Annotated in this window: 17 protein-coding genes; 13 read left to right on the top strand and 4 right to left on the bottom strand. The window is 63.4% G+C overall.

Annotated elements, in window-relative coordinates; genetic code table 11:
* The first annotated feature begins 51 nt into the window (after window positions 1–51).
* Window positions 52–714: a peptide-methionine (S)-S-oxide reductase MsrA gene (msrA, locus tag AC0L2R_RS18590; protein WP_473510723.1), complete on the top strand. Its 663-nt coding sequence runs from the start codon at window positions 52–54 to the stop codon at window positions 712–714.
* A 186-nt stretch (window positions 715–900) separates the two neighbouring features.
* The gene (locus tag AC0L2R_RS18585; protein WP_023797496.1) at window positions 901–1,890 is read left to right on the top strand and encodes a BMP family lipoprotein; all 990 of its coding nucleotides are present in this window, start codon (window positions 901–903) and stop codon (window positions 1,888–1,890) included.
* Between the two features lie 291 nt (window positions 1,891–2,181).
* Here the strand turns inward: AC0L2R_RS18585 and AC0L2R_RS18580 are convergent, their stop codons facing one another.
* Entirely contained in the window at window positions 2,182–2,391 is a 210-nt protein-coding gene (locus AC0L2R_RS18580; protein WP_091600472.1) for a SlyX family protein, read from the bottom strand.
* A 163-nt stretch (window positions 2,392–2,554) separates the two neighbouring features.
* Between AC0L2R_RS18580 and AC0L2R_RS18575 the strand changes: the two genes are divergently transcribed.
* The 6 genes from AC0L2R_RS18575 to deoA all read left to right on the top strand — a co-directional run bounded on the left by AC0L2R_RS18575 (window position 2,555) and on the right by deoA (window position 8,836).
* Window positions 2,555–4,087: an ABC transporter ATP-binding protein gene (locus AC0L2R_RS18575; RefSeq protein WP_473510722.1), complete on the top strand. Its 1,533-nt coding sequence runs from the start codon at window positions 2,555–2,557 to the stop codon at window positions 4,085–4,087.
* Window positions 4,084–5,223 carry an ABC transporter permease gene (locus AC0L2R_RS18570; protein WP_473510721.1) on the top strand — a complete coding sequence of 380 codons (1,140 nt, stop codon included), beginning with the start codon at window positions 4,084–4,086 and terminating at the stop codon, window positions 5,221–5,223. Before AC0L2R_RS18575 ends, AC0L2R_RS18570 begins: the two co-directional genes overlap by 4 nt.
* 1 nt (window position 5,224) lies before the next feature.
* Window positions 5,225–6,196, top strand: coding sequence for an ABC transporter permease (locus AC0L2R_RS18565; protein ID WP_023797500.1), 972 nt, complete (start codon window positions 5,225–5,227; stop codon window positions 6,194–6,196).
* 78 nt (window positions 6,197–6,274) lie between these two features.
* On the top strand, window positions 6,275–6,667 hold the full coding sequence (gene cdd / locus AC0L2R_RS18560; protein ID WP_473510720.1) for a cytidine deaminase: 393 nt from the start codon (window positions 6,275–6,277) through the stop codon (window positions 6,665–6,667).
* Window positions 6,668–6,698: 31 nt separating this feature from the next.
* Complete coding sequence (locus tag AC0L2R_RS18555) at window positions 6,699–7,517, top strand: purine-nucleoside phosphorylase (RefSeq protein ID WP_473510719.1); 819 nt, start codon at window positions 6,699–6,701, stop codon at window positions 7,515–7,517.
* A complete protein-coding gene (deoA, locus tag AC0L2R_RS18550) occupies window positions 7,517–8,836 on the top strand; it encodes a thymidine phosphorylase (RefSeq protein ID WP_473510718.1) in 1,320 nt (439 codons plus the stop codon). Before AC0L2R_RS18555 ends, deoA begins: the two co-directional genes overlap by 1 nt.
* 61 nt (window positions 8,837–8,897) lie before the next feature.
* Here the strand turns inward: deoA and AC0L2R_RS18545 are convergent, their stop codons facing one another.
* The 3 genes from AC0L2R_RS18545 to AC0L2R_RS18535 all read right to left on the bottom strand — a co-directional run bounded on the left by AC0L2R_RS18545 (window position 8,898) and on the right by AC0L2R_RS18535 (window position 11,358).
* Window positions 8,898–9,449, bottom strand: a complete 552-nt coding sequence (locus tag AC0L2R_RS18545) for a TIGR02281 family clan AA aspartic protease (protein ID WP_473510716.1) — start codon at window positions 9,447–9,449, stop codon at window positions 8,898–8,900.
* 110 nt (window positions 9,450–9,559) lie between these two features.
* Window positions 9,560–10,189, bottom strand: coding sequence for a uracil phosphoribosyltransferase (gene upp, locus AC0L2R_RS18540; RefSeq protein ID WP_023797505.1), 630 nt, complete (start codon window positions 10,187–10,189; stop codon window positions 9,560–9,562).
* Between the two features lie 194 nt (window positions 10,190–10,383).
* Window positions 10,384–11,358 carry an adenosine deaminase gene (locus AC0L2R_RS18535; RefSeq protein WP_473510715.1) on the bottom strand — a complete coding sequence of 325 codons (975 nt, stop codon included), beginning with the start codon at window positions 11,356–11,358 and terminating at the stop codon, window positions 10,384–10,386.
* Between the two features lie 148 nt (window positions 11,359–11,506).
* On the opposite strand from AC0L2R_RS18535, the gene ubiE reads away from it, so the two are divergent.
* From ubiE to AC0L2R_RS18510, 5 genes are all read left to right on the top strand, one after another.
* Window positions 11,507–12,283, top strand: coding sequence for a bifunctional demethylmenaquinone methyltransferase/2-methoxy-6-polyprenyl-1,4-benzoquinol methylase UbiE (gene ubiE / locus AC0L2R_RS18530; RefSeq protein ID WP_091600456.1), 777 nt, complete (start codon window positions 11,507–11,509; stop codon window positions 12,281–12,283).
* Window positions 12,284–12,353: 70 nt separating this feature from the next.
* Window positions 12,354–13,928, top strand: coding sequence for a 2-polyprenylphenol 6-hydroxylase (ubiB, locus tag AC0L2R_RS18525; protein WP_473510713.1), 1,575 nt, complete (start codon window positions 12,354–12,356; stop codon window positions 13,926–13,928).
* Window positions 13,929–14,003: 75 nt separating this feature from the next.
* Complete coding sequence (locus AC0L2R_RS18520) at window positions 14,004–14,213, top strand: FitA-like ribbon-helix-helix domain-containing protein (RefSeq protein WP_473510711.1); 210 nt, start codon at window positions 14,004–14,006, stop codon at window positions 14,211–14,213.
* Window positions 14,214–14,215: 2 nt separating this feature from the next.
* Window positions 14,216–14,470 (top strand): FitA-like ribbon-helix-helix domain-containing protein, encoded by a 255-nt coding sequence (locus tag AC0L2R_RS18515; RefSeq protein ID WP_023797510.1) that lies wholly within the window; start codon window positions 14,216–14,218, stop codon window positions 14,468–14,470.
* Window positions 14,467–14,874 carry a type II toxin-antitoxin system VapC family toxin gene (locus AC0L2R_RS18510; protein WP_353825807.1) on the top strand — a complete coding sequence of 136 codons (408 nt, stop codon included), beginning with the start codon at window positions 14,467–14,469 and terminating at the stop codon, window positions 14,872–14,874. Before AC0L2R_RS18515 ends, AC0L2R_RS18510 begins: the two co-directional genes overlap by 4 nt.
* Window positions 14,875–14,882 lie beyond the last annotated feature (8 nt).

Raw genomic sequence — 14,882 nt, 5'->3', positions numbered from 1 at the left:
GCGTCCCCAAACAAAGAGAAAGCCCCCAACAAAGAGAAAGGGAGACTGCACATGTTCCTCAGCGACATGCTGAACAAGAAGCTCAACCTGCCAAAACCTGCCGAGGCGCTGCCGGGTCGCGCCAATCCTATCCCGACGGCATCCAATCATTTTGTCTCGAAGCGACCGCTGAAGGGCCCCTATCCAGACGGGCTGGAGAAGGCGATGTTCGGGCTGGGCTGCTTCTGGGGCGCGGAACGCATGTTCTGGCAGGTCGAGGGCGTCTGGGTCACGGCCGTCGGCTATGCCGGTGGCGTCACCCCCAATCCGACCTACCAGGAAACCTGCACCGGTTTGACCGGCCATGCCGAAGTCGTGCTGGTCGTCTACGACCCGAAGATCGTTTCGTATGCACAGCTTCTGAAGCTGTTTTGGGAAAGCCATGATCCGACGCAAGGCATGCGCCAGGGCAACGACGTCGGCACCACATACCGCTCGACGATCTACACGTTCGGCGATGCGCAAAACCAGGCGGCGATCGCCTCGCGCGACGCCTACGAGGCCTCGTTGCACGGCGCCGGCCGCGGCAAGATCACCACCGAGATCGCTCCGGCACCGGAATTCTACTTCGCCGAGGAAGACCACCAGCAATATCTGGCGAAGAATCCCTACGGCTATTGCAATCTGCAGGGCACCGGCGTCACCTGCGCCATCCCGGCTGCCGTCTCCGCCTGAGGCCTTGGCGGGACGATGATCCCGGCTTTTCCAACAGGTCAAAATTCCGCGTGAATTTTGCTTCGGGCCGTGCCAGATTGGCCCGAAGCGGGAGGGAGACACTCCTGTCTGATGTCGCATGCCTGCCGGAGAACCGGGCAGGCAGGCGGTGCATAACGGAAAAATAACCGACAGGGTGTGGATCACATGAAACGTATCGTTCTCGGCCTCCTGGCCGCAACTGCGATGGTTCTTCCGGCCTTCGCCGCGGACATCCAGCCAGCACTTCTCTACGATCTCGGCGGCAAGTTCGACAAGTCATTCAACGAAGCGTCCTACAACGGCGCCGAAAAGTTCAAGGCCGAAACCGGCATCGCCTATGTGGAATTCGAGGTCTCAAACGCCACCCAGCGCGAGCAGGCGCTGCGCCGTTTCGCCGAGGATGGCCGCAATCCAATCGCCATGGCGGGCTTCTCCTGGGCAGATGCGCTGGAGAAGATCGCCGTCGAGTTTCCCGAGACCAAATTCGCCATCATCGACATGGTCGTCGACAAGCCCAACGTCCGATCCGTCGTCTACAAGGAGCAGGAAGGCTCCTATCTCGTCGGCGTGATGGCGGCGATGGCCTCGAAGACCAAAAAGGTCGGCTTCATCGGCGGCATGGACATTCCGCTGATCCGCCGATTCGGCTGCGGTTATGTCGGTGGCGCCAAGGCGGCCGGCGCGACCGATGTCATCCAGAACATGACCGGCGACACGCCGGCGGCCTGGAACGATCCGGCCAAGGGCGGCGAGATCGCCAAGACCCAGATCGACCAGGGCGCCGACGTGATCTACGCAGCGGCAGGCGGCACCGGTGTCGGCGTGCTGCAGGCAGCAGCCGACGGCGGCAAGCTCGGCATCGGCGTCGATTCCAACCAGAATGGACTGCAGCCCGGCAAGGTGCTGACCTCGATGGTCAAGCGCGTCGATGTTGCCGTGTACAACACCTTCATGGATGCCAAGAACGACAAGTTCACCGGCGGCATCAACGATCTCGGCCTCAAGGAAGGCGGCGTCGACTACGCCATGGACGACAACAACAAGGCGCTTGTCGACGACGCGATGAAGGCGGCGGTTGAAAAGGCCAAGGCCGACATCATCGCCGGTACCATCAAGGTGCATGATTACATGTCGGACAATTCCTGCCCTTATTGATCGCAGGGCAATCGCATTCGGTGTCTTGCGAAGGTGGACCGGATTCTTGCGAAGAGGACCCCCACCCTAACCCTCCCCACAAGGGGGAGGGAACGCTGCCGCGAGCCAATTTGCCGAGGTCAGCGCCAACGGAAGTCTCCCTCCCCCCTGTGGGGAGGGGTTAGGGGTGGGGGTACATCGTAGAGCGAAAGCGTCGGCTTTCCACAGCGTAGCCCAGCTATTGATCGCGACCTTGCCGATCCGCTCGAAGCCGCCGGTGAAAACCCGGCGGTTTCTTGCTTATCCGCAAGCTCACCAGTGCGGCGGCTTGGTCACCGGCACGTCGGGCGCGGCCTGTTCCTCCAGCGCCAAGAAGCGGTCGGCCAGCGCATCGAGTTTGCGCTGCATGCGCTCGATCACCTTCCACTGCTCGGCGATCTGGCCGGACAGTTCCTCGATGGTCTTCTCCTGCTCGGCGGCGCGGATTTCCAGCGTCGTCAGCCGGTCGTCGGGCATGGTCATTTGAAATCCTCGATCCAGGCGATTGTGCAGGCTGCGGCCACGTTCGAAATTGACAAGCGCGCGGGGATTTGTCGAGAGTGAACGCTGCTCCGGCAATTGGCACAGGCGGGGCGTCATGCTAGGCGTTTTGACCAAGCGATAAAAATACGATGGGAAAGGCTGCATGGCGCAAGCCGCAATCGAGCTGATCGGCATCAACAAGAGTTTTGGCGCCGTGCGCGCCAATCGCGACATCAATCTGGAGATCGTGCGCGGCACCATCCACGGCATCGTCGGCGAGAACGGCGCCGGCAAGTCGACGCTGATGTCGATCCTTTATGGGTTCTATCAGGCCGACAGTGGCGAGATCCGCGTCGGCGGCCAGCCGGCGTCGATCAAATCGCCCAACGACGCCATCGCGCTCGGCATCGGCATGGTGCATCAGCATTTCATGCTGGTCGACAATTTCACGGTGCTGGAAAACGTCATTCTCGGCGCCGAAAGCGATGCGCTGCTGAAGAAGAGCATCGCCAAGGCGCGGTCCGAGCTGGAACGGCTCGAGCGCGAATATGGGCTGGAGGTCGATCCCGATGCGATCATCGAGGAGTTGCCGGTCGGACTGCAGCAGCGTGTCGAAATCCTCAAGGCGCTGTATCGCGGCGCCGAGATCCTGATTCTCGACGAGCCGACGGGCGTGCTGACGCCCGCAGAAGCCGACCATCTGTTCCGCATCCTCAGGCAGTTGAAGGAGCAGGGTAAAACGATCGTGCTGATCACCCATAAGCTGCGCGAGATCATGGCGATCACCGACACGGTTTCGGTCATGCGCCAGGGCACGATGGTGGCGACCAGGCAGACCACGAAGACCACGGTCGGGGAACTGGCCGAACTGATGGTCGGGCGCCGCGTGCTGCTCAGGGTCGAGAAGGGCGAGGCGGAAGCCGGCGGGGTCAAGCTCGCGGTGAAGAACCTGACGGTGAAGGATTCGCGTGGCGTCACCATGGTCGACGACGTCTCCTTCGATGTGTGCGCCGGCGAGATCGTTGGCATCGCCGGCGTCGCCGGCAACGGGCAATCCGAAATGCTCGAGGCGATTTCCGGCATCAGGCGCGCCGTCTCGGGCTCCGTCATGCTCGACGGCAGGCCGATCGACCTGACCGGGGCCGCCGATCCCGGCGAATTGCGCGACCGCGGCCTCGCCCATGTCCCGGAGGACCGTCATCATGTCGGGCTGGTGCTGGCCTTCGAGGAGAACGAGAATTCGATCCTCGGCTATCACGACGATCCGCGATACCTGAAGGGACCGTTCCTCGACATCGACGCGATCCGCGACGACGCGAGGGACAAGATCGCCAAATACGACATCCGCCCGGCGGACTGCCGTCTCAAGACCGCGAATTTCTCCGGCGGCAACCAGCAGAAGATCGTGCTGGCGCGGGAAATGGAACAGGACCCGGGCGTGCTGATCGTCGGCCAGCCGACGCGCGGCGTCGATGTCGGCGCCATCGAATTCATCCACAAGCGGCTCATCGCCATGCGCGACCAGGGCAAGGCGGTGCTGGTGGTGTCGGTCGAGCTCGACGAGATCCGTTCGCTCTCCGACCGCATCCTGGTGATGTTTGCCGGCCGCATCGTCGGCGAGCGCGGCCCCGAGGCGAGCGAAGGCGAGCTTGGACTGCTGATGGCCGGCGTCGAGCACCGGGAGGCGGCGGAATGAGCACGCCTTACGCCAAGCTGCCGGCCTGGGCGGATTACGGGCTGATCCCGGTGATCAATCTCGCCGTTGCCTTCGTCGTCGCCGGCCTCGTCGTGCTTCTGGTCGGCGAAAATCCGTTTCGCGCTGCCGCCGTCCTGGTCGAGGGCGCCTTCGGCCGTGGGCAAGGCATTGCGTTCACGCTGTTCTACGCCACCACCTTCATCTTCAGCGGGCTGTCGGTGGCGGTTGCGGCGCATTGCGGCCTGTTCAACATCGGTGGCGAGGGACAGGGCTATATCGCCGGTCTCGGCATCGGCATCGTCTGCCTGGCCTTCGACAGCGTGCTGCCATGGTGGCTCACCTTTCCGCTGGCGATCATTGCCGCTGCGGCGATGGGGGCGCTGTGGGCACTGATCCCGGCCTATCTGCAGGCCAGGCGCGGCTCGCACACCGTCATCACCACCATCATGTTCAATTTCATCGCCGCCAGCGTCATGGTCTACGCGCTGGTCGGATTCTTGAAGCCGGCCAATTCGATGGCGCCGCAGACACGCACCTTCCTCGACGGGGCGCAACTGCCGAAGCTCAACTGGGTCATCGAATTGTTCGGCGCCAAGATCCGCTCGGCGCCGTTCAACATCAGCTTCCTGCTGGCGCTGGCCATGGCGTTTCTGGTCTGGGTGCTGATCTGGCGCACCAGGCTCGGTTACGAGATGCGCACCTACGGCCACAGCGCGAAAGCGGCGCGCTATGCCGGCATTTCGGAAACCCGCATCATCATCGTCGCCATGATGATTTCGGGCGCGCTGGCCGGCATGATGGCGCTCAACCCGACGATGGGCGACCAGCACAATGTCGCGCTCGAATTCGTTTCGGGCGCCGGTTTCGTCGGCATCGCAGTAGCGCTGATGGGGCGCCTGCACCCGGTCGGCATCGTGCTCGCCGCAATATTGTTCGGCATGCTCTACCAGGGCGGCGCCGAGCTCGCCTTCGAAATGCCGGCGATCAGCCGCGACATGATCGTCATCATCCAGGGCCTGGTCATCCTGTTCGCCGGCGCGCTCGAGCATATGTTCCGGCCCTATGTCCAGGCGCTGTTCGCCTCGCTCAGCCCGAGATCTGTCGGCATCGAAGCGATCAAGGGGAAGGGTGCCTGAGATGGATCTGTTCAACGCCATCATCCAGGTTCTGGACTCGACCATCCGCCTGTCGGTGCCGCTGCTGCTCGCCTGCCTCGCCGGTCTCTATTCGGAGCGGGCCGGCATTTTCGACATCGGGCTCGAGGGCAAGATGCTGGTCGGCGCCTTCGCCGGTGCCGCCTCCGCCTCCGTCTTCCATTCCGCCTATATCGGCCTCGGCATGGCCATCCTCATCTCGGTCGCTTTTGCGCTGGTCCACGGCTTTGCCTCGATCACCCATCGCGGCAACCAAATCGTCTCCGGCGTGGCGATCAATTTCATCGCCGCCGGATCAACGATCATGCTCGGCCAGGCCTGGTTCCAGCAAGGTGGACGCACGCCAGCTCTGGCATCGGACGAGCGGTTCGGGGCGATCGTCTGGCCCGGCGCGGACGCGCTCAGGGGCGTGCCGATCCTCGGACCGATATATTCGGAACTGATCTCCGGCCATTCCGTGCTGGTCTATGTCGCGTTCCTCGCCGTGCCGTTCACCTGGTGGGTGCTGTTCCGCACCCGTTTCGGCTTGCGCATGCGCGCGGTCGGCGAGAACCCGGCCGCGGTCGACACCGCCGGTATCTCGGTCGCCTGGCTGCGCTACCGGGCGCTGATCTGCACCGGCGTGCTCACCGGTATTGCCGGCGCCTATCTGTCGATGGTGCAGAATGGCGGCTTCGTCAAGGACATGACTGCCGGCAAGGGCTACATCGCCCTGGCCGCGCTGATCTTCGCCAAGTGGAAGCCGGTCAACGCCATGTTCGCCTGCCTGTTGTTCGGCTTCCTCGACGCGCTGTCGATCCGCCTGCAGGGCACGCCGCTGCCGCTGATCGGCAAGGTGCCGGTGCAACTCATGCAGGCGCTGCCCTATATCCTCACCGTCATCCTGCTCGCCGGCTTCATCGGCAAGGCAATTCCGCCGCGCGCCGGCGGCGTGCCCTATGTCAAGGAACGCTAAGCGTGAGTTCGAACCGCGGACCAGCGTCAGCGAAAAGTGGAAGCCGGTTTTCGGACAAGATCATGCAATGGAAAAACAATGTCGCATGATCTGTTCGAAGCGGCCAAGGCCGCCATGGCCAAGGCCTATGCGCCGTATTCGAAATTCCCGGTCGGGGCGGCACTGCGCACCGAGGACGGCCGCGTCTTTACCGGCGCCAACGTCGAGGTCGCGTCCTATCCGGAAGGTTGGTGCGCCGAAACCACCGCGCTCGGCCACTTCATCATGGCCGGCGGCGGCAGGATAACGGAGATCGCTGTCATCGCAGAGCGCATGGCTAAATGCTCGCCCTGCGGCGGCTGCCGGCAGCGGCTGGCCGAATTCTGCCGGCCGGACACCAAACTCTATCTTTGCGACAATGCCGGCGTGGTCGAAACCGTGACCATGGGCGAGATGCTGCCCTACGGCTTTCAGGGCGAAATGTTGAAATGAAGAGCTTGGTTGAAATGAAGAGCTGGTTGACATGAAGGAAGCGCTTGATCGTCTGGTCGAAAGGCTGGACGGGCTGGCGCCCGCCACCGCGCTGGTGCTGGGTTCGGGCCTTGGCGGGCTTGTCGACCAGGTCGAGGATCCTGTCCGCATTTCCTATGGCGAATTGCCGGGCTTTCCCAGAAGCGGCGTCACCGGCCATGCCGGAGAGGTGGTGGCGGGACATTTTGCCGGCGCGCCTGTGCTGATGCTGTCCGGCCGCGCTCACTACTACGAACACGGCAACGCGGCGGCGATGCGGCCGGCGCTTGAAGTGCTTGCCGGCCTCGGCATCTCGCAACTGATCCTCACCAATGCCGCCGGCTCGGTCGATCCGGGCATGGGGCCGGGATCGGTGATGCTGATCACCGACCACATCAATTTCTCGGGTTCCAATCCGCTGATCGGCGAGCCGAGCGACCGCCGCTTCGTCGGCCTGACCGAAGCCTATGATGCCGGTCTTCGCTCAGCGATCGAGACGGCCGCGATGGCGACGGACACCGCGCTGCACAAGGGCGTCTATATGTGGTTTTCCGGGCCGTGCTTCGAGACGCCCGCCGAGATCCGCATGGCGCGCGTCATGGGCGCCAATGCCGTCGGCATGTCGACCGTGCCGGAGGTCATTCTCGCCCGTTTCCTCGGCCTGCGCGTCGCCGCCTGCTCGGTCATCACCAATCTCGCCGCAGGGATGACAGGGGCGGAGCTTTCGCACCAGGAGACCAAGGACATGGCGCCGATTGGCGGCGCGCGGCTGGCGACGATCCTCCAGCGTGTGTTCCAGGATGGGTTGCCGGAGCGTAAGGTCCCGGCCTGATGCTTCCCCAGGAAATCATCCGCAGCAAGCGCGACGGCCACAAGCTGTCGACGCAGGAGATCGCCAGCTTCATCGAAGGCGTCACCGCCGGCACCGTCTCGGACGGGCAGGTCGGGGCCTTCGCCATGGCGGTGTTCTTCAACGGCATGAGCCGCGACGAGGCGGTGGCGCTGACCCTGGCGATGCGCGATTCCGGCGACGTGCTCGATTGGTCGGACCTGCCGGGCCCGGTCACCGACAAGCATTCGACAGGCGGCGTCGGCGACAATGTCTCGCTGTTGGTGGCGCCGATCGTCGCTGCCTGCGGCGCTTATGTGCCGATGATTTCCGGCCGCGGCCTCGGCCATACCGGCGGCACTCTGGACAAGATGGACGCCATCCCGGGCTATACCAGCCAGCCGGATGTCGCGGGATTCCGCAAGGCAGTGCTCGAAGCCGGCTGCGCCATCATCGGCCAGACCGCCGATCTCGCGCCCGCCGACCGCCGGCTCTATGCGATCCGCGACGTGACGGGAACCGTCGAATCGGTGCCGCTGATCACCGCCTCGATCCTGTCGAAGAAGCTGGCCGCCGGCCTGCAGTCGCTGGTGCTCGACGTAAAGGTCGGCAACGGCGCCTTCATGGAAAAGTCGCGCGACGCAACGACACTGGCGAACAGCCTGGTCGAAGTTGCCAATGGCGCCGGCCTGAAGACCTCGGCGCTGGTCACCGGCATGAACGAGCCGCTGGCCTCAGCAGCCGGCAACGCGGTCGAGGTGCGCAATGCCGTCGATTTCCTCACCGGCCGCTTCCGCGACCGGCGCCTGGAGAATGTGACGCTGGCATTGGCCGCAGACATGCTGCAGTCGGCCGGGCTGGTCTCGTCCAACCAGGACGGCATGCGGCGCGCCGCCGAGACGCTTGCCGGCGGCGGTGCCGCGGCCGTCTTCGCGCGCATGGTGGCGGCGCTCGGCGGTCCGGCCGACTTCGTCGAGAACCCGGAAAAACACCTGCCGAGGGCGGCGACGGAATTTGCGGTCAAGGCCGCCGAAAACGGCTTCGTTACCGGTATCTCCACCCGCGACATCGGGCTTGCCGTCGTCGGGCTTGGCGGCGGGCGCATCCGGCCGGACGACAGGATCGACCATGCCGTCGGCATCACCCGGCTGCTGCCTGTCGGCGCGGAGGTGCGGGCCGGCGAGGCGCTGGCGCTGGTCCATGCCCGCAATGCCGGGGATGCCGAGGCGGCCGCCGCCGCCGTGCTTTCGGCCTATACGATCGGCGCTTCGAAGCCGCCCGCGGAAAAAACCGTCATCCGGCGGATCCTGCCGCGCGGATGAAGTTTTTTTAATTGGACCATGATCTTTCCGAAAACCGGTTTCCACTTTTCGGGATCATGGTTCACTGGACGAGCAGCAGCGAGCCGTTCTCGACCTGGTATTTTTCCAGCCGCTGGAGAAAGCTCAGACCGATCAAATTGGTGCGCAGCGCCTTGTCGTCGAGCACCACCGCCTGGACACCGTCGAGCGTGATCTTGCCGATCTGCAGCCGATCGACGGTCACCAAGGCAGCCTTGATCGCGCCGTTGGCGGTGTTGACCTGGTGCTTGAAATCCGACGCGTTCAGCGAAACGCCGATCCTGCGCGCCGTCGAACTGTTGATGGCGACCAGCGTTGCGCCGGTGTCGATCATGCCGTCGACCGTTCGACCGTTAAGCTTGAACGCCGACGTGAAATGCCCGCGCGCGTCAGCCGGGATCACGACCTTGCGGCCGAGCGGCTGCGCCGGCCTGTCGGGAACCGTGGCCAGATTCAGGTCCGTTTCGACCGCCGGCCTGGCCCCGACCGCCGATTTCAGCAGGCCTTCGAACATCTGTGGATTCGACTGGTAGAGCATCGGGAACGACGCCGATGCTACGGCGAGCACGCCAAGGATGAGAAGATTGCGCAGCATGGACCGGCCTTCGTGAAGACCCATGCTTATCGCGGCATGGTGTTTGCCGCTTTAACAGATGCAGAAAGCGGTCGTTTGCGTAAACGATCGGTAAACGAGCGGCGCCACGGTCATTTGGTCCCGTACATGCGGTCGCCAGCATCGCCGAGGCCGGGCATGATGTAGCCCTTCTCGTTGAGCTGGCGGTCGATGGAAGCGGTGAAGACCGGGACATCGGGATGCGCCTTGATGAAGCGATCGAGGCCTTCTGGCGCCGCCAGCAGGCAGAGGAAGCGAATGTTGGTGGCGCCGCGCCCCTTCAACTTGTCGATCGCGGCGATCGCCGAATTGGCGGTCGCCAGCATCGGATCGACGACGATCACCAGCCGGTCGGCGAGATCGCTCGGCGCCTTGAAGAAATATTCGACCGCTTCCAGCGTTTCGTGGTCGCGGTAGAGACCGATATGTGCGACGCGCGCCGCCGGCACCAGGTCGAGCAGGCCTTCGAGCAGGCCGTTGCCGGCGCGCAGTACTGAGGCGAAAACCAGCTTCTTGCCCTCCAGCGTCGGCGCTTCCATCGTCTCGATCGGCGTTTCGATCGTCGTCGTCGTCAGTTCGAGGTTGCGGGTGACCTCGTAGCCGAGCAGCAGCGAGATCTCGCGCAGCAGCCGCCGGAAGCCGGCCGTCGAGGTTTCCTTCTTGCGCATGATGGTCAGCTTGTGCTGGACAAGCGGGTGGTCGACGACGGTGACGCCCTGCATGGTGGTCTCCTAGCTGCGCAGGTGAAAGTGAGTAGTGAATGGTGAATAGTGAATAGTGAACAGGTTTGCGAGTCCTTGGTTCAGCGGAAAACTCGCGGTTGACGGACCGAAGCGCCGCGTGGACCATTCACCATTCACCATTCACCATTCACCATTCACCATTCACCATTCACCATTCACCATTCACCATTCAATCACCTGCCCTTGACGTCGAGCCGGCCCAGCAGCATTGCCTTGGTCTTCCTGTCGACGAAGGCGGCGTCGATGGCGGTTCTGGTGACGGCGGCGAGCGCCTTGTCGTTCATCGAAAAATGCTCGGCGGCAATGTCGTATTCGCGCTTCAGCGACGTCCGGAAATAGGGCGGATCATCGGAATTTAGCGTCACCTTGCAGCCAGCCGCCAACAGGGCCGGAAAAGGGTGATCGGCGAAACTGTCGAACACCCTCAGCGCGATGTTGGAACTCGGACAGCATTCGAGCACGACGCCTTCCTCGGCGATGCGCCGGATAAGGTCGGGGTTTTCGATGGCACGCACGCCATGGCCGATGCGGGCGGGGCGAATGTGGTCGAGCGCGGCCTTGACGCTCTCCCAGCCCATCAGTTCGCCGGCATGGACGGTGATGCCAAGGCCGGCCTCTCGCGCGATTTCGAAGGCCCTGACATAGTCCTCCAGATCGCCCATCCGCTCGTCGCCGGCGACGCCGAAGCCGGTGACCAGCGGATGCCCGCAGCGGGCGGCGAAGCGCGCCGCCTGCTCGATCGATTCGACGCCGGCATTGCGCACGCCGGTGACGATCATGCGGCCTTCGATGCCGGTCTTGGCCTTGGCGCGCGCCATGCCTTCGCCGAGCGCGTCCGTATAGGCCTTGGGCGACAGGCCGGCCTTCCCGGCGTGGTCCGTCGAGGTGAAGATCTCGGAATAGATCGCGCCGTCGCGGGCGAGGCTGGTCAGATAATGATCGGCCAGCCGCGCATAGTCCTCTTCTGTGCGGAACAGGTCGGAGGAGAAGTCATAGGCGGCGAGGAAGGAGCTGAAATCGTGCCAGACGAAGGAGCCGTCCTGAATGTAGGGTGAGGTGTCCTTGCCGTATTTCTGCGCCTGGCGGATGACGAGTTCGGGCGCCGCTGCCCCTTCGATATGGCAGTGCAGTTCTGCTTTCAAAGGCATGCAATCATCCCGTCAGGTCAGTCCAGGACATGGAGCCATAAGCGTGATCCCACGACCGGGAAGCGCGGCCGAACACCGCGCCTTAAACAATAGCGTCGGCATCATCGATCGGCTATGGTCCCGCCGGTTTTATGGCGGATCAAAAATAATGTCGGTTGAGAGAACCACGGCCGTTGGCGGCATGGAAACCTCCTATGGTTTCAAGCGCGTAGGGGCAGGCGAGAAGCAGTCCTTGGTCAACGACGTTTTCCACAAGGTGGCGAACCGCTACGATCTGATGAACGACCTGATGTCGGGCGGCCTGCATCGGCTGTGGAAGGACGCAATGGTCACATGGCTCAATCCACCGAAACGACCGGGCTGGAGCGTTCTCGACGTTGCCGGCGGCACTGGCGACATCGCCTTCCGCATCGTCGAGGCGAGCGGCAGGAACGCTCATGCCACGGTTCTCGACATCAACGGCTCGATGCTCGCCGTCGGCCGCGACCGGGCCGAGAAAAAGGGCCTCACGGCAAATACCGATTTCGTCGAGGCCAATGCCGAGGAGCTGCCTTTCGCTGAGGCCAGTTTCGACGCCTACACGATCGCTTTCGGCATTCGCAACGTGCCGCGCATCGATGTGGCGCTTGCCGAAGCCTTTCGCGTGCTGAAGCCTGGCGGGCGTTTTCTCTGCCTTGAATTTTCCGAGGTCGACATGCCGCTGCTCGACAAGGTCTACGAGGCGTGGTCGTTCAACGCCATCCCCAGGATTGGCAAGGCGGTGACCGGCGAAAACGAACCCTATTCCTATCTGGTCGAATCGATCCGCAAATTTCCCAATCAGCAGAATTTTGCCGCGATGATTTCCCGCGCCGGTTTTGACCGCGTGTCGTTTCGCAATTATGCCGGCGGCATAGCTGCGCTTCATTCGGGCTGGAAGCTTTGAGGCAGGCCCGTATTTTTTATACGCGACCTGCCCTTCGCCGGTCTAGAAAACCGGCAGGACAAGCGCAGTCATGAGCAATGTCGGCGCTGGTTTCAGGCTCGTACGGGCCGGCTGGGTGCTGGTCCGCGAAGGCGTCGTCGCGGCGTTGCCGGGCGATGAGCTGTTCGGCCTGCCGAAATTCGGCTGGCGGGTGGCACGGCTGTTCACCCGCCGCCGCGCGCTTGCCTATGAACGTGGCGATCGGCTGGCCAAGGCCGTCGTCCGGCTCGGCCCATCCTATGTCAAGCTCGGCCAGTTCCTGGCGACACGGCCCGATGTCGTCGGCAACGACATAGCGCTCGATCTCGCCATGCTGCAGGACAAGATGCAGACATTTCCGCAGGCCGAGGCCATTGCGGCGATAGAGGCCTCGCTCGGGCGCAAGGTCGGCGAGCTCTACGCCAGTTTCGGCGAGGCGGTCGCCGCGGCCTCGATCGCTCAGGTCCATACCGCCGAAACCTTGCAGAACGGCGTCGGCTCGCGGGTGGCGGTGAAGGTGATCCGGCCGGGCGTGCGGCGCCGTTTCTTCCGCGATCTCGAAAGCTATTTCCTCGCCGCCCGTCTCCAGGAAAAATACATCCCGTCGTCGCGCCGGTTGCGGCCGGTCGAGGTGACCCAGACGCTGGCGCAGACCACCAAGATCGAGATGGATCTGAGGCTTGAGGCGGCAGCGCTTTCGGAGCTCGGCGAAAACACCAGGGACGATCCCGGCTTTCGCGTGCCGACGGTCGATTGGGAACGCACCGGCCGCGACGTGCTGACCATGGAATGGGTCGACGGCATCAAGATGAACGACATTGCCGGCCTCACTGCCGCCGGCCACGATCTGAAGGCGATCGCCGCCAATCTGGTCCAGTCGTTCCTGCGCCATACGCTGCGCGACGGTTTCTTCCACGCCGACATGCATCCGGGAAACCTGTTCGTCGAGCCCGATGGCACCATCGTCGCTGTCGATCTCGGCATTGCCGGCCGGCTCGGCAAGAAGGAGCGCCGGTTCCTCGCCGAAATTCTCTACGGCTTCATCACCCGTGACTATCTGCGCGTCGCCGAAGTGCATTTCGAGGCCGGCTACGTGCCGCGCCTGCATAACGTCGCGGCATTCGCCCAGGCGATCCGCGCCATCGGCGAGCCGATCCACGGCCAGCCGGCCGAAACCATCTCGATGGCCAAGCTCTTGGCGCTTCTGTTCGAAGTCACCGACCTCTTCGACATGGCGACGCGGTCCGAACTGGTGCTGCTGCAAAAGACCATGGTGGTGGTCGAGGGCGTTGCCCGCACGCTCGACCCGGCATTCAACATGTGGAAGACGTCAGAACCGGTGGTCGGAGGCTGGATATCAGGCAATCTCGGCCCGCGTGCCCTGCTGGCCGACGCACGCGACGGCGCCAGCGCGTTGCTGGCGCTGGCCCGCCAGGCGCCGGACCTCGCCGCCCGCACCGAGCGGCTGTCGCGCGAGATCGATCTGATGGCCGAACACGGGCTGCGTTTCGACGAAAGGACGGCGCACGCCATCGGCAAGGCCGAGGCGCGCTATAGCAGATCCGGCCGGATGGCGCTGTGGGTGATCGCGCTGACGCTGGTCTTTATCGCCTGGAAGCTGCTCTGACTGCAAGCAGTGACAGCAGTGCTGTCATTGCAGTCATGCTCCGGTGTCGCTATATTAGGTCGCGGGAGCGCGATCATGGCCCGGATTACTGTTCGCAATGTGGATGAGAGTGTCATGCGGCGACTGCGGGAGCGTGGGGCCGCGCGTGGCGTTTCCATGGAGCAGGAGGCGCGGGACGTGCTCGCCGCATCCGTAGGGCTTCCGACCACCAAAGGTTTCGACTCGGCGGCCATTGCAGCCGAGGACGAAGCCGAGTTCAGACCGACGACACGGGGGCAAGGGTAGTTATGGGCACCCTGACCATTCGCAATCTCGACGACGATCTGAAGCAAAAGCTGCGCGAGCGGGCTGCCAGACATGGCGTGTCAATGGAGCAGGAGGCAAGAAATCTCTTGCTGAAGGATGTGGCAGTCACCAAAGAACGTGACGGGGATTTTGTTACGGCGGAGGAAATCCTCGAATTCGGCCGACGACTGCAACAAGCGGATTTCGATCAGAAGAAATTCACTGATGACCTCTGGTCCTTCATCGAGGAGGAATGACCGTGGTGGTCGACACTTCAGCGATCGTGGCCATCCTGAAGCAGGAGCCCGATGCTCCGGCGTTCGCCCAGCGCCTCGCCGGAAATCAGCGGATATTGATGAGCGCCGCAACTCTGATGGAATGCGGCACAGTAATTGTCCGCCGCTATGGCGCGGCTGGCACGGCCGAGTTGACGGGCCTTCTTGCTAGACTCAAAGTCACGATCGTCGCGCTCTCCGCTGAACATGCGCAAGCCGGAATTGAAGCCTATGCACTGTATGGTCGAGGTACTGGCCATCGCGCCAATCTCAACATGGGCGACTGCTTCGCCTACGCCTTGGCCAAGACGCGAAACCTGCCGCTGCTTTTCAAGGGCGACGATTTCATCCATACCGACATCGAACCGGCGCTGAAGCCGGCATGACATCGGAC

The sequence above is a fragment of the Mesorhizobium sp. WSM4820 genome, from assembly GCF_055811075.1.
This window is presented reverse-complemented; position numbering and strand designations above follow the sequence as displayed.